Origin of the sequence: Blautia sp. HCN-20427, assembly GCF_037890365.1 — a bacterium.
Taxonomy (GTDB): domain Bacteria; phylum Bacillota; class Clostridia; order Lachnospirales; family Lachnospiraceae; genus Blautia.
In genome coordinates, this window is sequence record NZ_JBBKBX010000004.1 from 110,294 (window position 1) to 130,762 (window position 20,469).

Consider the following 20,469-nt stretch of genomic DNA (forward strand, 5'->3'; position numbering starts at 1 on the left):
TGGTAGTATACCTCTTTTTTCGGACAAGTGCAATAAATTTAACAAACTATAGCGGTAAAATTTGTGGACTTTGTTAAGTTTTCCCTGTTTTTAGCCATAATAGAAGGCATTAAAAATTTCATGAGCCACCGGAACTGCTACCGAGCTTCCGGTTCCTGCGCCTTCTGCAATGACAGCCACCACCAAATCCGGGTCTTCCACATTGGAAAATCCAATAAACCAGGAGTGAGTCTTAATGCTTCCGTCTGCACCGTAGTATTCCGCAGAACCTGTCTTTCCTGCCGCAGAATAACTCTCCCCGGAAAGCTGAGTTCCGGTTCCCCGGTTCACCACCTCTGCCATAAGGTTTGTCAGAGTAGCTGCTTCGCTTGCTGTCATCAGTTCCTTATAAACCGTTGGCTTTGTACTTTTTACCTTTGTGCCGTTAATTGTTTCCACCCGGTCAATGTAATACGGCTGCATCAGTTTTCCATCATTAGCTATTGCACTGGTAATCAGCGCCATATGCATAGGAGATACCAGGGTATTCCCCTGTCCGATGGAAGTCTGCATCAAAAGCGGATTGCCCGGTGTACTGCCCAGGTCGAATTTGCTCTTGGTATAATCAATGGGAATGGGCAATTTCTTATTAAACAGCAAATCTTCCGCCGTCTTCTGCAGATTGCTGCCTCCCAAATCCAATCCTATCTGGGTAAAAGCCGTATTGCAGGATTCTGCAAAAGCAGTTGTGAAATCTTCACTGCCATGCACTTCCCCGCCAAAGCAGGGAATGGTATGGTTATCCACTGTAATACTGCCTGTGCAGTTATAGGAGAAATTGTCAATGGTTCCGTTTTTCCGCATATATGCCAATGCATCTACTACCTTAAAAATGGAGCCCGGCGGATATGCACCCTGCGTAGCCCGGTTCAAAAGACTGCTGTTGCTGGAATCGCTGACCAGATAGTCCCAGTCTGCGCTTAAAGTGTTGGGATTAAAGTCCGGTTTGCTCACAGAGGCCAGCACCGCCCCTGTTTTAGGATCCATAACCACAACTGCACCATTATATCCGCCCAGGGCATTGTAAGCCCTTTCCTGCAGCTTGGTATTCAGTGTAGTCACCACATTGTCCCCCGGATTCTTGTTTTCCAGAATCTCATTTTTCACCTGATCAATATAGTCACTGTGTGAAGTCATAAGAGAATAGTTAGCCAAAGCCTCCACACCATTCTTCCCATGACTGTCATATCCCACCACATGGGCAAACATATTTCCATACGGATAAACTCTCGTCTCGTTTCCCGCTTCATCTGTCTCTGTTCTGGCCAGTACCTGTCCGTCTGCGGAAAGAATACTTCCTCTTAAAATCCGCTCTTCCATCTGATTCTGGCGGGTATTATAAGGGCTGCTGATAACCGCCTCCCGCTTTGCCACATTAAAATAGACCATATAGCCAATCAGGGAGAGAAAAATCACTACAAAAAAATAACTGATAATGGTATACTCCCTGTTCCGGGCCCGTTTTGCTTTTTTTCTTTTTTTATTTTTATTTTTGCTTTTCAAGTTCCTCGTCCTCGTCTTCTCTTAAAATATACAAGCCCTGAATAATGGCCAGCATAATAATGGTACTCAGTGCAGAACTTCCTCCGTAGCTGACCAGGGGAAGGGTAATTCCCGTCATGGGAATAAACTTGCTGACACCTCCAATGGTAAGAAAAACCTGAAAGGCGTATTCTGTCCCAAGCCCCAGGGCAATGAGTTTATAGAAACGTTTTTTAATGCGCAGAGAAATGTTCACTACCAAAAGGAACATACTCATGCAAATGAGAATCATACATATGGCAAACAGGCCGCCCAGCTCCTCGCAGATAGCTGCAAACATGTAGTCCTGTTTCACAAAAGGAATCATTTCCGGGGAACCCTGGCAAAGCCCCATGCCAAACCAGCCTCCTGCCCCAATGGCAAACAGACCTTGAACAATCTGGTAGCCAGAACTCTCATACACAGAAAAGGGCGCTTTCCAGGCTATAACCCTCTGCTGCACATGAGAAAAGAGAAAATAGGCAACTATAGCCGCCAGAGCGCCGCTTCCCAGGCCGGCCACAAGATATACAGGCTTTTTAGTCGCCACATACAGCATCACCACATAAGTGATGAAAAATACCACGGCGCTTCCCAAATCCCTGGATAGCACCAGCACCAGTACATGTACCGCCGCCACAATGGTAGTAATCACATGATCTTTAAACTGCGCACTTTTCTTATACAGCCTGCTGGCCACAAAAAACACAAAAATAATCTTTACAAATTCTGAAGGCTGAAAAACGAAAGAACCCAGGTTGATGTTGATTTTTGCCCCGTTGACATTGGCCCCAAAAATCAGTACCACCAGCAAAAGCCCCAATCCCGCGGCTGCATAAAACCATGTCCACATCTTCAGAAAATACATTTTTTTAATGAGAATCGGCACAATCATGGCAATGACCGTAGCCGCTGCCACAATGATGAACTGCCGCTTAGCCGAATCCGGAGACAGCCTTGCCAGCATAATAAAACCAATGGACAAAAGCATACACATATGATTTAGAAGAAGGATGGACGCCTTCTTATAACATAGCCGGTACAGCCCCTGCACAACCACCAGATACAACAACAGCGCACCGAACAGATACACTATTTCCAGCTTTTCTTCCTTCAGAAAGATTACCAGAAAAGCCGTAAAATCCATAAATACAATCAGCAAAAGCTGTTTTCTTAAAATATACCGTTTGTCGTAATCGTCCTCATACTTAAAAACTGTAAAGCTCTCTAAGGTATAGAGTGCAATCAGTATCAGTATGAGGTATTTTGAAAGTTCAATAATGATATTAAGCACTTTTTCACCTACTCCACTCCACGTTTAAAATGTCCTTTCGTAACACCGGATATTTGAAACGCGTCTTTCTTTTTCCCTTTGTTTTCCTCTGCCAGATAAGCCGCCGCAAATGCATTTAACAATTCTTTCATCCTTTCCGGCCCTTCGGATGTGAAATTCATCCGCAGCGCCAAAAATCCCATGTCTCTTATCTGTTCTGCCTCCTCCAAAAGCCCGGTGGGCACACTGTTGTAAATCACATTATAACAGAAATCGCAGAAGCATTTTGTCGTAAACTGCTGACCATACCGGTCTTTTATCTGTAGTTCCCCTGACTTATGGTCGCAGCAGCCGCAGGTCTTTTTCACGCACTGGGCAGAAACCATCATGGGATAAAAGCCGTATACAATCATCTCGCTGTTTTCATGACGTCTGTGCCGGATTTCACTGCTATTTAATTCCAGCGGAACCGTGGTTCTCTTCACCTGCAGATTTTCCAGAAATTCTTCCGCAAGGTCATTAAAACTGTACACGGAATAGTCTGTGACTGCTTTAAAGAGCAGCCCCAATTTTTTCAGATATCCCAGTTCTTCCAGATTTCTCACCAGAAATCCCTCGGTCTTTTCTGCGATTTGGGTTATTTCCCGCTCCATGCCGTCCATTCTTCCCTCTCGCAGCATATAAGGCAGCGCCAGATAAAATTCTTTGCCCGCCCTGTGGGTTTCCTCTGCAGCCCAAAGCACCTCTTTTAGAAATTCCTTTCGTTTAAACATGGACATGCTGCAAAAAATTCCAGTGACCTCCCTCTGCTTTAAAGCAGTCTCCCACTGTTCTCTCTTTTCTACAGACACATAGAATTTCACCGCTTCTGCCTGCGCCCTTTTCTCTTTTGCCAAAGACGGTTTCTGTTCTGTTTCCGGCTTTCGAAGCGTTCTTCGATACCCGGCCAGATACTGCTGCTGCAGTTCTTCCAGTCCCCGCCGCCGCAGTTCATTAAGACTCTGCATAGGGAGAAAGCCTGCCTCATCTGTGAGAATTTCCAGAGAATCAAAGACAAAGGGCGTCTGTCCCGTCTTCTCCATCTGCTGCCTTACACGTTCTGCCAGAAGGGGTCTTTTCTGGGCTCTTTCTACCAGGTCTCCCTGTACCTGCACATGGATGTCCTGAAAGTCTAAATCCAGTATAGCAGGTGTATCGGCAAACAGGATTAAATTTCCATTAATTTTTTCTTGTTTTTTTGTGTCTAAATATTGCTTTTTCAGTCTGGCAAAAAGCGCCTCATTTCGCTTTCCAACCGTCCCCTGCTTCCGGCTCTGCTCCTTTTCATTGACCGTGGCCATCATTTCCGGGCCATTGTGCATATAATAATAGCCCTTGTGAAAACCGTCTCTCTGATACAAATCCAAAAGCTCCTGCCGGTCCGCCTTTTCCACCTCATAAGCCTGTCCTGTACGCAGGTACAAATCCAGATATTTCCTATATATGGCGGTCACTCCGGCTGCATACTCCGGTTTCTTCATTCTTCCCTCGATTTTCAGAGAGTAAACTCCTGCCTGCAGAATTTCCGGCAGAATGTCCACTGTGCACATATCCTTGGGGCTAAGCAGATAGGACGGCTCTGTACTGCTTACGGCTTTTCCCTTTTCCAATGCTGTGTATGGCAGACGGCAGGGCTGGGCGCACCGTCCCCGATTGCCGCTTCTTCCCCCCAGCATACTGCTGAAAAGACACATGCCGGAGTAGCAATAGCAAAGAGCCCCATGGACAAAACTCTCTATCTCCACCCCTGTTTCCTGATAAATCCGGTGGATTTCTTCCAGAGAAAGTTCTCTTGCCGTCACAATTCTGGACGCACCTGCTTCCTTTAAAAGCCCGGCGCTTTTTGGTCCTGTAATGGCCATCTGGGTGCTGGCGTGAATGGCAAGCTCCGGAAATTCCTTTTTCAAAAAGGACAGCACACCCAAATCCTGTACAATCACTGCGTCCACGCCCTGCTCATAATAAGGCGCCAGAAACTCGTATAACTGCCGATATAGTTCCTGATTTTTTAAAAGTGTATTTACCGTCAGATATATCTGTTTCCCATGTATGTGGGCATAATCAATGGCTTCCAGCATTTCCTCCTTCCGGGGATTTTTGGCATAGGCCCTGGCGCCAAACATGCTTCCGCCAATATATACTGCGTCTGCCCCTGCCTTAACCACAGCCTGCAGTCCCTCAAAAGAACCTGCCGGCGCTAATAATTCTGCTCTCATATAATTCCTTTCCTGTAAAATACAAAGGGGCGAAACAAAAATGCCCACCCCTTCCATCTTTCCTTCTTTTATTCCTTTAAAAGCTCGTCCAATTCCTGCTCCAGCTCTGCAATCTTCGCCTCTAAAGACCTTATCTGCAGAGTACTTTCCTGGGTTTCCTTCTGAGCGCGCTCCAACTCCACCTGACCGTTAATCAAATCATGTTTCAAATCGTACATTTCCCGGTCCTTGGCTTCCAGTTCTTCCTCGAACATTTCAGCCTGCCGTTTTGCCTTAAAATAGTCATCGGCAATATTCAGGCTTAAAAGCGTATGTCTGGTCTCCTGAGCCTGCCGGTTGTATCCCGGAATCTGTCCCAGTTCTGTCATCTTGCTGTTCATATAATTTGCAACCTTCTGCAGGTATTCTTCACTTTCATAACCACTCAATGTGATGATTTTACCGCCAATCAGCACCTGGGTTGTATTCTTCACTGCCATCTGGTTCCTCCTGCCTTTTCTACATTCCTATGTCTATTATAATCGAATTTTCGGGAAAAACAACCATTATTTTATTCCCAGATGATGATAGGTCAGCTCTGTTACAGCTCTTCCCCTTGGAGTACGCAGTAAAAACCCGTTTTTAATCAGGTATGGTTCATATACATCCTCAATGGTTCCCGCATCCTCTCCCACGGCTGCAGCCAGCGTATCCAGACCTACCGGGCCGCCGGAAAACCGCTCAATAATCGTAGTCAGAAGCAGTCGGTCGGTCTGGTCCAGACCATACTTGTCCACTTCCAGCAAATCCAGGGCAAAATCCGCCACTTCTTTTGTAATTTTCCCGTTGTATTTTACCTGTGCAAAATCCCGTACTCTCTTTAAAAGCCGGTTTGCCAGACGGGGCGTACCTCTGGAACGCTTGGCCATTTCCAAAGCCCCGTCCCGGTCAGTCTCTACCCCCAGCACCTTTGCTGAGTGAAGGATAATGGTCTGCAATTCCTCTTCCGTATAAAATTCCAGATGATGTACCACACCAAAACGGTCTCTTAAAGGCGCAGTCAGAAGCCCCGCTCTGGTGGTGGCTCCTACCAGGGTAAACTTCGGCAAATCCAGACGGATAGAGCGGGCCGTTGCCCCTTTTCCTATCATAATATCAATGGCATAATCCTCCATAGCAGGATACAGAACTTCTTCCACCTGCCGGTTCAGACGATGGATTTCATCTACAAACAACACGTCATTTTCCTGCAGATTGTTGAGAATAGCTGCCATCTCTCCCGGTTTTTCAATCGCCGGACCACTGGTAACTTTCATATGTACGCCCATCTCATTGGCAATAATTCCCGCAAGAGTGGTTTTTCCAAGACCCGGAGGACCGTAGAAAAGCACATGGTCCAGGGCATCACCTCTTTGCTTGGCCGCTTCAATATAGATTTTCAGATTGCTCTTTGCTTTCTCCTGACCGATATAGTCAGAAAGAAACTGCGGACGCAGATTGCCTTCTGTCCGCAAATCCTCTTCCATGACGTCGGTAGTAATAATTCTCTTTTCCATGACATTCTCCGCCTCTTAGAACATATTTTTCAAAGCTGCCTTTAAAAGCGCCTCTACGTTCATATCTGCTGTAAGTTCCACTTTTTTCACAGCCCGCAGGGCATCTGCGCCGGAATATCCCAGGGCAGTCAACGCCTCTACCGCTTCTTTCCGCATACCGGACAGGTCCGCCGTATCGCTGCCTGTTTCCTGCACATGCTGAGTCTTTAGCTGGAAAGCCTCCTGCAAATCCAGCTTATCCTTTAATTCCAAAATCAGCTTCTGGGCTGTCTTCTTTCCAATACCCGGCGCTTTCGAGATGGTTTTTACATCATCAGCCAGAACTGCAAACCGCAGTTCGTCTGCTGAAAGTCCGGATAAAACCCCAAGAGCCGCCTTAGGTCCAATACCATTAACACTCAAAAGCAGCTTAAAAGTATTCAAATCGTCTTTTGTGAGAAATCCGAAAAGCTGCATGGCATCTTCCCGGACATTGAGATAGGTGTATATCTTTGCCTCTTCCCCCGTGTGCAGCGCAGTATCCACACTGGCCATAGGCATAAAAATATTGTACCCCATGTTCTGGGACTCCAAAATAATTCTGTCCTCCCAAATTTCTGCCACAACACCTTTTATATATGCTATCATATTGATTTCCTTCCTGTCGTTCTCTTTAAAATTTCTCCTGTCACAATCCCGATAAGCGCCCCGGTTACCAGACCGGAAATCAAAAGCGCCGGAAAGTAGTAAAATACATTGCCGTTTTCTACCACAAGAGCCGCCACTATAAGCTGCCCCAGATTGTGGGTCACACCGCCTAAAATGCTGACTCCCACTATAGACAGCCCCGAAAACCGCCTGGCTGCGGTCATACACAAAAGACTCAAAGCCGCTCCTGCCAGACTGTACAGAATAGAAAACAGATTGGCAAAGAGAAAACCAATCACTACAATGCGGATAAGGGATATAACTGCCGCTTCTTTTGCCCGATACCTGTACAGCACAAACACGGTTACTAGGTTCGCCAGCCCCAGTTTCATACCGGGAACTACGAAAAATACAGGCAGAAGCATTTCCACATATCCCAAAATAATTGCCAGAGCCGCCATAAGCCCCAGCCATGCGATTTTTCCTGTTCTTGTATAAATAATGATTTCTCCTTTGCTTTTATTTCACCACTGCGTCCAGGCCGTCTTCTTCCCCGTCCTTGGACACAATCTCCAGCACCACTTTATTAGGCAGGCACACCACGGTCTCTCCCGGTGCGTCAATCGTTCCCTGCCGGATACACACATGGTCCGGACAACTTGCCTCTGTCATCTTTACTTTTCCATCTTTTATTTCACACACATTCGTATCCTGAATCTTTATGACCTGGTTTTTTTCCAAGGAATAAGTTCCATAAACCTCTCCGGCAACAGTAATTTTAAGTTCTGTTTCTTTGTTCCCGTCAACCAGACGCAGTCCCTTTGGCACCAACCAGCAAAGAAGGGCAAGGATTAAAATTCCTCCTACCAGAAATATATCTTTTTTCTTCATAAACATCTCCTGTTTCGTTTTCTGGGTTTTATCTTATCACAGGAAAGCCGAAAATGCAAATGTGTGTTCGTGAAATGCTCGCATCACAACACAACCCCCTTTCAAGGTTCCACAAGTTGAAACTTGAAAGGGGGTTGCACATTTCATATTTTTACAAAATAATCTTTCTCGGACACGTCTTCTTGCAGATACCACAGTTGACGCATTTCTCAGAATCAATATGCGCCACATTATCCACCACGGTAATGGCATTTTTCGGACATTCCTTCTCACATTTCTTACAGCCGATACAGCCCACCTGACAGGCGCTCATCACTGCTTTTCCCTTATCCTTGGAATTACAGGACACCGCCTGCTTCTGTTTGTAAGGAATCAGCTCAATGAGTTTCTTCGGACACTCGGCCACGCATTTGCCGCAGGCCTTACATTTCTCTTTATCTACTACAGCAATTCCATTGATAATATGAATAGCGTCAAATCCGCAGGCCTTCACACAAGAGCCATAGCCCAGACAGCCATAAGAACAGGTTTTGGAACCGCCGTTCTGCATGAGCGCAGCCATTTTACAATCCTGCACTCCTGTATAATCATAACTCTGTCCTGCTTTTTCGCAGTCCCCTGCGCACTTTACAAACGCAGTCATACGGACAGCTTCTCCCGCTTCCTGACCCATAATAGCCGCAATCTTTGCTGCTGCGGCAGAACCGCCTACCGGACAGGCATTTACAGGCGCCTCACCTTTTGCAATGGCTGCAGCCAGACCATCACAGCCCGGATATCCACAGCCGCCGCAGTTATTGCCCGGCAGCTCTTCTCTGACCTGAATTTCTTTTTCATTTACTTCCACTTCAAATTTCTTTCCGGCAACTCCCAGGAAAAGTCCAATAAAGAGACCTACGCCGCCTACCAGGACTGCCGCAATGATAATACCTGTTATCATAGTCTATGCCTCCTTAAATAATTCCTGAAAAACCGAAAAACGCAATGGCCATTAAGCCTGCCGTCAAAAGTACCATAGGAAATCCCTGAAAATATTTCGGTACATCGTTGTATTCCATTTTTTCACGAAGACCTGCCATCAGCACAATGGAAATGGTAAAACCAAGAGCTGTGGCAAATCCGTTAACCGTTCCCTGCAGTACATTGTAAGATTTCTGCACATTGATAACCGCAACACCCAGTACTGCACAGTTGGTAGTAATCAGAGGAAGGTACACACCCAGACTCTCATACAGAGCCGGCATGGACTTCTTCAAAAACATTTCCACAAACTGTACCAGAGCTGCAATAACCAAAATAAATACTATGGTCTGCATATACTCCATATTCAGCGGAGTCAGAAGAAACTGATAAATCAAACTGGTTACCAGTGAAGACAGGGTGATAACGAAAATAACTGCGCCGCCCATGCCTGCTGCTGTCTCAATCTTCTTAGAAACACCGAAGAAAGGACAAAGTCCGAGGAACTGGCTCAGAACAACATTGTTTACCACGGCTGCTCCTACTGCTATAATAAGTAATTCTTTCATGTTCTGTCCCCCTTACTTTTTCACCGTATTGTCATAAAATTTTCCGCTGCAGCCTTCATTTCCACAGGAAGCACAGCCGCCTTCCATGCAGTGTACCGGTTTCTGTTCTTCCTTCGGCTTTTTATCCTGCAGTTTTGCACGGATAGCCGCCAGAAAGGCCAGTACGAAAAAGGCACCCGGCGCCAGAATGAAAATGGTAGCCGGTTCGTACGCAGAAGGCATTACCTGAAATCCGAATACGGTTCCCGCACCGATAAGCTCACGAAATGCTGCCAGAATGGTAATGGAAAGGGTAAATCCCAGTCCCATACCGATACCGTCGAAGATAGAGGATACCGGACCGTTTTTAGAAGCATAGGATTCCGCTCTTCCCAGAATAATACAGTTTACTACAATCAGAGGAATATAAATTCCCAGAGCATCATAAAGCGCCGGAATAAAGCCCTGCAGCAGAAGCTGTACCATGGTTACGAAGGACGCAACAATGACGATATAAGCCGGCATACGCACCTTGTCGGGAATCACATTTCTAAGGAGTGAAATAAACAAGTTGGACAGAGCCAGAACCACCGTAGTCGTCAGCCCCATACCGATACCGTTGATAGCTGCTGTGGTAACGGCCAGTGTCGGACACATACCCAGCACCAGAACAAAAGTCGGGTTTTCTTTGATGATACCATTATAAAGACGTTCACCAGGTGAATTTGCTTTCATCTTATTTTCCCTCCTTCACATATTCAAAGGCACAAAGCCCTGCATTGACGCCGCCTGTTATGGCTTTCGACGTAATGGTAGCGCCGCTGATGGCATTGATTTCATTGTCAGACGCTGCGCCTGATTTTGTCACCTCAAAAGCATCCACCTGCTTGCCGGCAAACTGTCCCTTAAACTCATCTTTTGTGGCGTTCATACCAAGACCTGCAGTCTCGTTAATATCCAGAATGGAAATTCCGTTTAAGGTACCGTCCAGTGTTACACCCATGGAAAAACTGATGTCACCGCCATAGCCTTCCGAAGTTGTCATATTCAGCGCATAGCCAATGGTTTCTCCGGACGCATCCTTGGCCTCCATCACTTCATTGACCGTCTGTGCCTCAAAACCGTTTTCTGTCAGATAAGCAGCCAGGTCTGCATCGTCTGCCTCCACGCATACCTCAAAGGAATCCGCGTCTTCAAACACGGCCTTGTAAGCCTCCTGCTTTTCCTTTTCAGCCTGCTGGGCAATGGGCTCTTTTGTCACCTCATATACCATACCCAAAAGACCGCCCGCTACCAGAGTAATCAGGGTCAGTATCAGGGTATCTTTTATAATTGTATTCTTTTTCATGCTTTTTTACCTCCCATTCCGAAGGCTGCCGGCATTGTAAAACGTTCAATCAGCGGCACCAACAGGTTGCAGAAAATAATAGCATAGGAAACTCCTTCTGCAGAACCGCCGAAAATACGGAAAAGTCCGGTAAAAATACCAAGACACACGCCATATACCAGCTGTCCCTTCTTTGTAATCGGAGTTGTCACATAATCCGTTGCCATAAACCAGGCGCCCAACATCAGACCGCCGCCGAATAAGTGGCACAGCAGATAGTTCAAATCCAGACCATGGCCGCCGAACAGCAGCACAAATACAGCGAAGGTGCCAATATAAGTCAGCGGAATCCGCAAATCAATGATACCTCTTGCCAGAAGAATTGCTGCACCGATTAAAATGGCAAGCGCAGAAGTCTCCCCAATGGTTCCCTGTATATTACCAAAGAACAGGCTCACCCAGTCTACGCTTTCTCCTGCTTTTAAGGCAGCAAGAGGTGTAGCGCCGGATACGGTATCCACAATGTTTCCCCATGCATTATCCGGCACAGTAAAATCTGTCATTCTTCCTGTAAAGGAAATCAAAAGGAAACATCTGGCTGCCAGAGCAGGGTTCATAAAATTCTGTCCCAGACCGCCAAACAGCTGTTTTACAATAAGAATAGCAAACACACCGCCGATAACGGGAATCCACCAGGGAGCCTTCGGTGGCAGATTCAGTGCCAGCAAAAGTCCGGTAACGGCTGCGCTATAGTCCTTGATTGTCAGTTTCTTATGTACGATTTTTTCATAGATTGCTTCTGTTGCCACGCACACAGCAATGGAAATCAGAATCAGCAAAAGCGCGTGGGGTCCGAAATTATAAACGCCCACCAGCGCTGCAGGCATCAATGCCAGAAGTACCGTAAGCATAATGCTGCCGGTATCCACCTTCGACCTTACATGAGGGGAAGATGAGACGTGTAATAAGTCACTCATGATTTTCTCCTCCTATTTCGGTTTTCTGCGGTTAGCCAGAACCATTTTTCTCATAGAACGCATAGACTGGGTCAGCGGGCGTTTTGCCGGACAGACAAAACTGCAGCAGCCACATTCCACACATTCCATACCATGATATTTTACAAACATCTCTTCCCGGCCGTTCTCCGAATACGTTGCCAGTCTGGAGGGTACCAGTCTGGCCGGACAGGCCGTGACACATCTGCCGCAGTTGATACATGCGGCAGGTTCCTGGGCAGAAACCTCATCTTTTGTCATGCACAGCAGCGCAGAAGAAGTCTTTACTACCGGCACATGATAATCAAACATAGCAAATCCCATCATAGGACCGCCGGAAATCATTTTTTCCGCAGGCTGCTTCAAACCGCCTGCCGCTTCCAGAAGCTCCGCAAAAGACATACCTGTGCGTGCCTTTAAATTACAGGGCTCTGCTACGGCATCTCCTGTAATGGTAACAATACGGTCCATAACCGGTTCGCCTTTCATAACAGCCCGGTATACCGCACATACGGTATCCACATTGTCTACTACGCAGCCCGCGTCTGCTGGAAGCATGGAAGAATTGATTTCCCTGCCGCTGACTGCCGCAATGAGACAGCGCTCTGCGCCCTGAGGATATTTGGTCTTTAAGGTGCTGACCTCAATTCTCGGCTCATCTTTCACCAGCTCGCTGATTTTTGCAATACAATCCGGCTTGTTGTCTTCAATACAAATATAGCCTTTGGCATTGTCAAAAAGCTTGAGAATACATTTCAAACCATTGATAATCCACTCCGGCTGTTCCAGCATACGGCGGTAATCAGAAGTCAGATAAGGTTCACACTCTGCACCGTTTACCAGTACATATTCAATCTTATCCGGTTCTTTTGGAGAAAGCTTTACATGGGTAGGGAAACCTGCTCCTCCCATACCTACTACGCCGCCCTCTTTGATTCTGGCTATAATTTCCTCTTTTGTGAGACTTTCCAGAGACTGCGCCGGCTGAAACTCTGCGGTTTCATACTTTTCATCATTTTCAATGACAATGGCATCTACCATAGCGCCTACATTATTTCTGACTTTCTTTATTTCTTTCACAGTTCCTGACACAGATGCGTGAACAGGCGCAGAAACGAAGCCTCCCATTTCTGCAATTTTCTGGCCCGCCAGAACGTAATCCCCTTTTTTCACAACAGGCTGTGCCGGAGCACCAATATGCTGTGAAAGCGGATATACCAGTTCTTTCCCGGGCAAAAATTCCCGGACAGGCTTTTCTTTGGACAGTTCTTTTCCATCGTAAGGGTGAACGCCACCCCTAAAGGTTAAAAACGCCATAATTTGTCCCTCCTTTATCTATCGATAATCAGATGTTTCTGATTATACTCCTGCTATTAGTCTGTCTTTTTTTTCTGATGCTTTTCTCTGTAAGTTCTAAACTGACTTTTCAGTTCAGGATACGCGCAGACCATACGTTTCCTGATACGGCTCTGTTTTTTGCGGATATCGGTATATTTTTTTACATATTCGTCCAGACGCTGTTCCAATTCCCGTTTTTTCTCCATATAACTCTCTGCATCCAAGAGGCGTCTGTCCTGTACCAGACTTTCAAAGCGTTCCAGAATTTCCTGCTTTCTGCCGGACAGCCCTTCCAGAGAATCCTGTAACCGCCGGTAATTTCTGACAGATTCCAGCTTCTCCCGAATCTCCTCTTTCGTCTCATAGACCCTGGTACCCTGCAAATACACAGTAAGATCCTCCAGCATATCCTCCGCTTTGGCAAAGGCCTTGCTCAGACCAAAAGCTGCGGCTGCCGATGAAATAAAGTCCACAAGATACAAAAGAGTCACAATCAAAAGTACAATTTTTCCCACAGACTGCGGATACAATCCAGTCAGCCAGGACACAAACGGGTGAAGTACCTGGAACAGTAAAACGGTAAATACACCCCAGCCCAGGGAAGCCCCGACACAAATGTACCCATGAAAATTAAACTTCTGTTTACTGTAATCCCACCATCTGGTATGGAAAATTTTCTCCATCAGCCAGCCGGTTACCAGTTCCAGAAGTGTGGCCGTTACAACCCCGCCTGCATAGAGAATCAGCAGATTCCCGTCAAAAGGCTTTAAAATCAGATATACACTGACTGCACCTGCGCCATAAATAGTACACAGTGGGCCATTGATAAATCCTCTGTTTACGGGTTTTCCTTTTTTCACAGATACATATGCGGATTCCCATACCCAGCCTAAAAAACTGTAGATAAAAAACCAACTTATGATATAATATAGAGATATCCCTGCTATTGTAATATCCATGCTTTTCTCCTTCGTTATATAATATAACATTTTTTTACGAAAATCACTAGAATTTTTTAGTGATTTTTCGTACTATTTCAAGAACAATTTGAAAGGATTTTGTTAAAATGATAACAAATAAACAAATTATCTATACATTATCACCAGAACTGAAATCCGGATTTTTTTCACCCGATTCCAATCCTTCGGATTTCCTGTTTTTCGACATTGAAACTACAGGACTGAGTCCGAAAAACAGCCGTGTTTTTCTCATAGGGCTTCTCTTCCAAAGAGAAGACGCCCAGGACTTTGAACTCTGCCAGTTTCTGTCAGAGCACAGCGATGATACATCAGAAAGCCTGCTTTTAAAGGAATTCTGCCGCATAGCTTCCTCTAAAAAATATCTGGTACACTTTAACGGCGCTTCCTTTGATGTCCCCTATCTGGCCAACCGCTGCAAAGCTTTGCAAATTCCCCAGACTTTCTCTGATATGCCTCAGATAGATTTATACCGGGAGCTCCTCCGCATGCCCTGTTTTTTCCGTCAAATGCCCGGCCACAGACAAAAAGATTTTGAAAATCTGGTTTCTTATCCCAGAGAAGACCTGTTATCCGGCAAAGAAATGATAAAAATTTATCAAAACTATGTAAAATCTCCTGATACACAGAGCCAGAAACTTCTTCTGCTACACAACAGCGATGACCTCAAAGGTATGGCAGCCCTCCTTCCCCTGGGCGGGCTGCGCCAGCTTTTAAACCGGGAATATACCATAGAAAAAGCCGAAGAGCTCACAGAAAACAGCCCGGAAGGAACTCCCCTTCGGAAACTTCTGTTTACTCTTTCCATGAAACATTCGGTGTGCGCTGCTCTTTCTGCAGCTTTGCCTTTTTGTTACATTACTGTATTAAATACTACAGCCAAAATAAAAATGCCTCTCTACCAAGGCACCCTGAAATATTTCTACCCAGATTATCAAAACTATTATTATCTTCCCTATGAAGATGAGGCGGTACACAAAAGCATAGCTCTTTATCTGGACAAAAGCCGACGGCAAAAAGCAAAAGCTCACAACTGCTGCAAAAAAGTATCCGGCTGCTTTGTCTATGCTCCCGGCTCTCCAAACCTTCCTCTTCTCCAGGAGGACTATCATGCCAAAGAAAAATATGCACTCTGGCCCTTTGAAAACACTTCCCAGGAAACCCTTCTCTCTTATGTCCATGGAATTTTAAAAACAGCCATCACTAAAAAGTGAGGGCTGTTTTTAATAAAAAAGATTTTTTATTATTCTTCTACTGTCTCTTCTGCTTCGTCCTGAGCTGGCTCAAGAACTTTCATGCTGAGGCTGATTTTCTTTTCTTCTTCGTTGAAATCAACAACTTTTGCAGAAACAACCTGACCTACTTTTAATACATCAGATGGTTTTTCTACATGTGCTCTGGAAATCTGAGAAACATGAAGCAGAGCGTCTACACCTGGCTCTAATTCAATAAATGCACCAAAATCTGTCATGCGGGCAATTTTGCCTTCTACAACATTTCCTACAGCATATTTTTCAGCTGCATGCAACCATGGATTCTGGTCTTCAAATTTCAGGCTTAACGCAATCTTATCCCCGTTGATTTCTTTAATCAGGACAGTAATCTTATCCCCTGCTTTGAATACTTTTTTCGGGTTTTCTACTCTTCCCCATGACATTTCAGAAATGTGAAGAAGACCGTCAGCGCCGCCAAGGTCAATAAATGCACCAAAGTCTGTAACGTTTTTGATAGTTCCTTCTACAACATCTCCTGCATGGATTTTCTCGAAAAGTTCTTTCTTCAGTTCTTCTTTCTTAGCTACCAGAAGCTGTTTTCTGTCACCGATAACACGGCGTCTTTTTGGATTGAACTCTGTGATAACAAATTCAATTTCCTGATCCTGATATTTTGTCAGGTCTTTTTCGTAAGTGTCGGACACCAGACTTGCAGGAATGAATACTCTTGCTTCTTCTACAAGTACGCTTAAACCGCCGTCTAATACCTGGTTTACTTTTGCTGTCAGCACTTCTTTATTTTCAAATGCTTCTTCGAGTCTCTTGTTGCCTTTATCAGCAGCCAGTCTCTTGTATGTTAAGAGAACCTGTCCGTCTCCGTCGTTTAACTTCAGGACTTTTGCTTCCATAGTGTCACCTGGCTGAGCAACAGTTCTAAGGTCTAAGTTCTGGTCATTAGAATATTCACTTCTGGTAATGATACCGTCAGCTTTATAATCAATGTTCAGAATAATCTGGTCTTCTTTCACATCGATAACTGTACCTTCGACTACCTCTCCATTCCTAATTGTTTTAAATGTTTCATCCAGCATTTGTTCAAAACTTAATTCTGACATGTTTTGAAACCTCCTCAATTATTTTATTTGGGGTTGATGCCCCTGCTGTAATACCTACACATTGAACGGATCGGAAACTATCAGAATCCAAGTCAGCAAGTGTCTGTATATAATAAGTATTTTCACATTCGCTTTTACAAATTTCATATAGCTTCTGAGTATTGGAGCTATGTCTGCCTCCCACGACAATCATGGTATCTACTTGCTTAGCGATTTCTTCTGCTTCAGACTGTCTGTCTTGTGTTGCATTACAAATCGTATTTATAACAAGCCTATCATAACGCTTTTCGCCCAAAATTTCAACTATTTCTTGAAAATTATTGTAATTAAATGTCGTCTGGGATACAATACACACCTTTTCATGGCCTTCTTCCAGGAATTTTTTTGCCTCTTCCTTTGTCTTAATCACCGTGCAGGGACCTTCACACCAGCCCTTAATTCCCACCACTTCCGGATGGTCCGCATTGCCTACAATGACGATGTGGCGGCCTTTCAGGCTTTCTTCGGCCACAATCCGATGAATTTTCAGAACAAAGGGACAGGTAACGTCCACACAGGCTATCTGCTTTTCCTTCAAAAGGTCATAAATATATTTCGGCACACCATGAGACCGGATAATCACTGTGCCATCCTGCAGATTTCTCAGTTCTTCTTCGGACTCTAAAACCCGGACGCCTTTTTTCTCCAAATCCGACACCACTTCTTCGTTGTGAATAATGGGTCCATAAGTATAAACCCCGCCGGCGGTCTGTTCTGCCACTTCATAGGCTTTTTCCACTGCCCGCTTTACGCCAAAGCAAAAGCCCGCGGTTTTTGCAACTTTTACTTCCATATGCCTCTCCCCCGCTTTCTTTACTTCCGGCTTTCCCGGTAGAGACGGATAATGGCCTCTTTTACTTCCTCAATGGACATTTCAGAGGAGTCTACCAGCACAGCGTCTTCGGCCTTTCTAAGGGGAGAAATCTCTCTGGTCATATCTCTGTGATCTCTGTCGTTAATGTCTGCTTCAATTTCTTCCAGCACACAGGAGACTCCCTTTTCTTCCAGTTCCCGGCACCTTCTCAGGGCTCTTGTGCGGGCGCTGGCCGTAAGATAAATTTTCACATCTGCATCCGGCAAAACGCAGGTGCCGATATCGCGTCCATCCATAACCACATCGGTCTGGGAAGCCAGAACACGCTGCAGTTCCACCAGTTTTTCCCGGATACGGGGTCTTGCAGAACTGACGGAAGCCATATTCCCCACTTCCTCCCTGCGCAAATCTCCGGTCACATTCTCGCCGTTTAACAGCACCTGTTGGGCGCCGTTTTCATATACAATGGAAATTTCTGCATTTTCACAGGCTGCATCCATCTGCGCTTCTTCCCCGGGAACAATCCCCTGGCGCAGAAGGTGCAGCGCCATAGCGCGGTACATGGCGCCTGTATCCACATAAATAAATTCCAGTTCTTTTGCCACAGCCTTGGCTATGGTACTTTTTCCGGCACCTGCCGGACCGTCAATGGCGATATTTACTGACATATCTTTTTCTCCTTTGCTGTTTATTCAAAACTTTCCTCTGCTGCCGCTTTGGCTGTAGACCAGGCAATCTGCAGGTTAAACCCGCCGGTTACGGCATCTAAATCTAATACCTCACCAATAAAGAAAAGCCCTTTCACCTTTTTCGACTCCATGTTTTTTGGCTGAATGTCTTTTACGCTGACACCGCCCTGAGTGATAATGGCCTCCCGAAATTCCCTGAGGGACGTAAGCGTCAGAGGGAAGTGCTTTATCACTTGGATGAACTCCCGCCTTTCCTCTTTTGTAATTTCGTTGACTTTCTTTTCCGGAGGAATCCCTCCCAGAGAAAGCATGACTGGATACAGCTTTGCCGGAAACATGCCGGTTATGACGTTTTTAAACTGTTTGTTCTTTCCGTTTTCAAACTCCCGCAAAAGCCTTCCGTCCAACTGCTCCTCTGACAAGGCTGCCTTCAAATCCAGAAAAGCCTGAAGTTCCTTTTTTTCCAGCTTCTTCCCAATGCGGGAACTGGCTGTCAGCACTAAAGGACCGGAAATCCCAAAGTGGGTAAAAAGCAGTTCTCCAAAATCATCATACAGCACTTTCTTTCCGTCTTTTACAGTAAAGCGGACATTTTTTAAAGCCAGCCCCTGCATGTCTTTTACATATTCTTCCTTTGTCTCTATCGGAACCAGAGCAGGACGCAGTTCCGTCACTTTATGATTGGTTTCCCTTGCAAAGGTATAACCGTCTCCCGTAGAGCCCGTGGCCTGATAAGAACAGCCTCCTGTGGCTATAATGACTCTGTCCGCCAAAATTTCGGCTCCGTTTTCCAAAAGTACGCCCCGTATCTTCTCTTCCCCCTCCAGGGAGTTTTCCGTCAACACTTTTTCCACTCTGCTTTTTAAATGTATCTTCACATCCAACGCTTTCATCCGCTGCTCCAAAACCTTAATCACATCAGAGGAATGGTCAGATACCGGAAAAATTCTGCCGCCCCGCTCTTCTTTTACAGCCAGTCCCAGACTTTCAAAAAAAGCGATGACATCCCGGTTTGTATAGCCGTAAAAAGCGCTGTAAAGAAACTTAGGGTTACTGACAACAGATTGAAAAAAAGTCTCCTCATCACAGGAATTGGTGATATTGCAGCGTCCCTTTCCTGTAATAAACAGCTTTTTCCCAAGCTTTTCATTTTTTTCAAAGAGGTGTACCTGATGGTTCTGTTCCCCCAGAAAGACCGCCGCTGCCATTCCGGCGGCGCCTCCTCCTATAATTATTATTTTAGCCATAAAACACTCCTTTAATCCCTGGATTTCCGGGGTACTTCTGTCTTTTTTAACTCAATGTCATGGTTATCTGCCACATTAATCTCATCTTTGTTGTATACCTGGTATTCATCCCAGATTTTTTCCAGGGATCCCAGGGTTTCCACGACATCCTTCTGCTTCCGCATACTGAGCGCCACCACCAGGGCATTAATCACGCTCAGAGGCGCAACCAGGGAGTCTACAATGGACGCCATATCACTTCTGGCAATAAGATTGCAGGAGGAGTACAGATTCATAGGAGAATGAATACTGTCTGTCAGCGTAACAACCTTGGCATTTCTGTTATTGGCAAATTCCAGTGCCTTTAAGGTTCTCATGGAATACCGGGGGAAACTGATACCAATAATCACGTCCTCTTCGCCTATCCGAATCATCTGTTCAAACAACTCGCTGGAACTGTTGGTATTCAAAAGATGTACCCCGTCACAGATGAGATTCAGATAAAAAGCCAGAAAGCCCGCCAGAGGCGCACAGCTTCGGATTCCTACAATATAAATATTCCGTGCCTTTAAAATCGTCTCAATAGCCAGTTCAAAAGCCTCATGATCTACGGCTTCCAGTGTCATCTTAATCTTTTCAATATCTGAATGAAGGACCGTATCTAAGATTTCAGACTGCGGCACCTTTCCATAGGTAACCTCCATTCTCTGTATGGAATTTAATTTGTTGCGTACCAGTTCTTCCAATTCCCTCTGAAACTCCGGATACCCCTTATATCCCAGATAAATAGCAAAACGGACCACCGTGGACTCACTGACTCCTACGGTTTCTCCCAGCTTTGCAGCCGTAAGAAAGGCGGCTTTATCATAATTTTCCCGGATATAGGCCGCCAGCTTTTTCTGTCCTTTACTGAAATTTTGATATTGTTGGTTCATTTTACTGAGCAAATGCTCTGTATTGTTCATCTTCTGACCCCTCTTTGCTGATTCTTTCACATGTACCCTATCATAGCACAAAAAAGAAAAAGTTTCAGCAAAAATTTTCTTTCTGTTGACTTTTTTCCTTCTCTCCTCTATACTGTTTCCA

21 protein-coding genes are annotated in these 20,469 nt (G+C 45.4%); 1 reads left to right on the plus strand and 20 read right to left on the minus strand.

The genetic code is table 11. From position 1 onward, the window contains the following. Positions 1-90: 90 nt before the first annotated feature. The 15 genes from WKT17_RS03660 to WKT17_RS03730 all read right to left on the minus strand — a co-directional run bounded on the left by WKT17_RS03660 (position 91) and on the right by WKT17_RS03730 (position 14,268). The gene (locus tag WKT17_RS03660; protein WP_294541793.1) at positions 91-1,428 is read right to left on the minus strand and encodes a peptidoglycan D,D-transpeptidase FtsI family protein; all 1,338 of its coding nucleotides are present in this window, start codon (positions 1,426-1,428) and stop codon (positions 91-93) included. Between the two features lie 97 nt (positions 1,429-1,525). Next, the gene (locus WKT17_RS03665) at positions 1,526-2,854 is read right to left on the minus strand and encodes an FtsW/RodA/SpoVE family cell cycle protein (RefSeq protein WP_173749152.1); all 1,329 of its coding nucleotides are present in this window, start codon (positions 2,852-2,854) and stop codon (positions 1,526-1,528) included. Positions 2,855-2,862: 8 nt separating this feature from the next. After that, positions 2,863-5,088, minus strand: coding sequence for a U32 family peptidase (locus WKT17_RS03670; RefSeq protein WP_294541732.1), 2,226 nt, complete (start codon positions 5,086-5,088; stop codon positions 2,863-2,865). A gap of 68 nt (positions 5,089-5,156) precedes the next feature. Further along, a complete protein-coding gene (locus WKT17_RS03675; protein WP_173749154.1) occupies positions 5,157-5,567 on the minus strand; it encodes a cell division protein ZapA in 411 nt (136 codons plus the stop codon). Between the two features lie 66 nt (positions 5,568-5,633). Continuing rightward, positions 5,634-6,623 (minus strand): Holliday junction branch migration DNA helicase RuvB, encoded by a 990-nt coding sequence (gene ruvB / locus WKT17_RS03680; protein ID WP_173749155.1) that lies wholly within the window; start codon positions 6,621-6,623, stop codon positions 5,634-5,636. A 15-nt stretch (positions 6,624-6,638) separates the two neighbouring features. Beyond that, positions 6,639-7,250, minus strand: a complete 612-nt coding sequence (ruvA, locus tag WKT17_RS03685) for a Holliday junction branch migration protein RuvA (RefSeq protein WP_173749156.1) — start codon at positions 7,248-7,250, stop codon at positions 6,639-6,641. Continuing rightward, positions 7,247-7,711 (minus strand): Gx transporter family protein, encoded by a 465-nt coding sequence (locus WKT17_RS03690; protein WP_294541728.1) that lies wholly within the window; start codon positions 7,709-7,711, stop codon positions 7,247-7,249. The genes ruvA and WKT17_RS03690 overlap by 4 nt, the downstream gene beginning before the upstream one ends. Positions 7,712-7,769: 58 nt before the next feature. Then, on the minus strand, positions 7,770-8,141 hold the full coding sequence (locus tag WKT17_RS03695; RefSeq protein WP_173749158.1) for a NusG domain II-containing protein: 372 nt from the start codon (positions 8,139-8,141) through the stop codon (positions 7,770-7,772). Between the two features lie 151 nt (positions 8,142-8,292). Beyond that, a complete protein-coding gene (locus WKT17_RS03700; RefSeq protein WP_173749159.1) occupies positions 8,293-9,081 on the minus strand; it encodes an RnfABCDGE type electron transport complex subunit B in 789 nt (262 codons plus the stop codon). A 13-nt stretch (positions 9,082-9,094) separates the two neighbouring features. Next, positions 9,095-9,670, minus strand: coding sequence for an electron transport complex subunit RsxA (rsxA, locus tag WKT17_RS03705; protein WP_173749160.1), 576 nt, complete (start codon positions 9,668-9,670; stop codon positions 9,095-9,097). Between the two features lie 12 nt (positions 9,671-9,682). Then, the gene (gene rsxE / locus WKT17_RS03710) at positions 9,683-10,384 is read right to left on the minus strand and encodes an electron transport complex subunit RsxE (protein ID WP_291683465.1); all 702 of its coding nucleotides are present in this window, start codon (positions 10,382-10,384) and stop codon (positions 9,683-9,685) included. Between the two features lies 1 nt (position 10,385). Beyond that, positions 10,386-10,997 carry an RnfABCDGE type electron transport complex subunit G gene (locus WKT17_RS03715; RefSeq protein WP_173749162.1) on the minus strand — a complete coding sequence of 204 codons (612 nt, stop codon included), beginning with the start codon at positions 10,995-10,997 and terminating at the stop codon, positions 10,386-10,388. Next, positions 10,994-11,953, minus strand: coding sequence for an RnfABCDGE type electron transport complex subunit D (locus WKT17_RS03720; RefSeq protein WP_173749163.1), 960 nt, complete (start codon positions 11,951-11,953; stop codon positions 10,994-10,996). Before WKT17_RS03720 ends, WKT17_RS03715 begins: the two co-directional genes overlap by 4 nt. Before the next feature lie 12 nt (positions 11,954-11,965). Continuing rightward, positions 11,966-13,288, minus strand: a complete 1,323-nt coding sequence (gene rsxC, locus WKT17_RS03725) for an electron transport complex subunit RsxC (protein ID WP_294578942.1) — start codon at positions 13,286-13,288, stop codon at positions 11,966-11,968. A gap of 56 nt (positions 13,289-13,344) precedes the next feature. Then, a complete protein-coding gene (locus WKT17_RS03730) occupies positions 13,345-14,268 on the minus strand; it encodes a putative ABC transporter permease (RefSeq protein ID WP_340271849.1) in 924 nt (307 codons plus the stop codon). 107 nt (positions 14,269-14,375) lie between these two features. On the opposite strand from WKT17_RS03730, the gene WKT17_RS03735 reads away from it, so the two are divergent. Further along, on the plus strand, positions 14,376-15,500 hold the full coding sequence (locus WKT17_RS03735) for a ribonuclease H-like domain-containing protein (protein WP_298060126.1): 1,125 nt from the start codon (positions 14,376-14,378) through the stop codon (positions 15,498-15,500). Between the two features lie 29 nt (positions 15,501-15,529). Here WKT17_RS03735 and rpsA read toward each other — a convergent pair whose 3' ends face one another. The 5 genes from rpsA to WKT17_RS03760 are packed head-to-tail and all read right to left on the minus strand — an operon-like array spanning position 15,530 to position 20,348. Further along, on the minus strand, positions 15,530-16,615 hold the full coding sequence (rpsA, locus tag WKT17_RS03740) for a 30S ribosomal protein S1 (RefSeq protein WP_173749167.1): 1,086 nt from the start codon (positions 16,613-16,615) through the stop codon (positions 15,530-15,532). Next, entirely contained in the window at positions 16,596-17,447 is an 852-nt protein-coding gene (ispH, locus tag WKT17_RS03745) for a 4-hydroxy-3-methylbut-2-enyl diphosphate reductase (protein ID WP_173749168.1), read from the minus strand. The genes rpsA and ispH overlap by 20 nt, the downstream gene beginning before the upstream one ends. A gap of 20 nt (positions 17,448-17,467) precedes the next feature. After that, entirely contained in the window at positions 17,468-18,136 is a 669-nt protein-coding gene (gene cmk / locus WKT17_RS03750; protein WP_291683462.1) for a (d)CMP kinase, read from the minus strand. 20 nt (positions 18,137-18,156) lie between these two features. Beyond that, complete coding sequence (locus tag WKT17_RS03755; RefSeq protein ID WP_330027366.1) at positions 18,157-19,404, minus strand: NAD(P)/FAD-dependent oxidoreductase; 1,248 nt, start codon at positions 19,402-19,404, stop codon at positions 18,157-18,159. Between the two features lie 11 nt (positions 19,405-19,415). Then, a complete protein-coding gene (locus tag WKT17_RS03760; RefSeq protein ID WP_173749171.1) occupies positions 19,416-20,348 on the minus strand; it encodes a MurR/RpiR family transcriptional regulator in 933 nt (310 codons plus the stop codon). Positions 20,349-20,469: the final 121 nt, after the last annotated feature.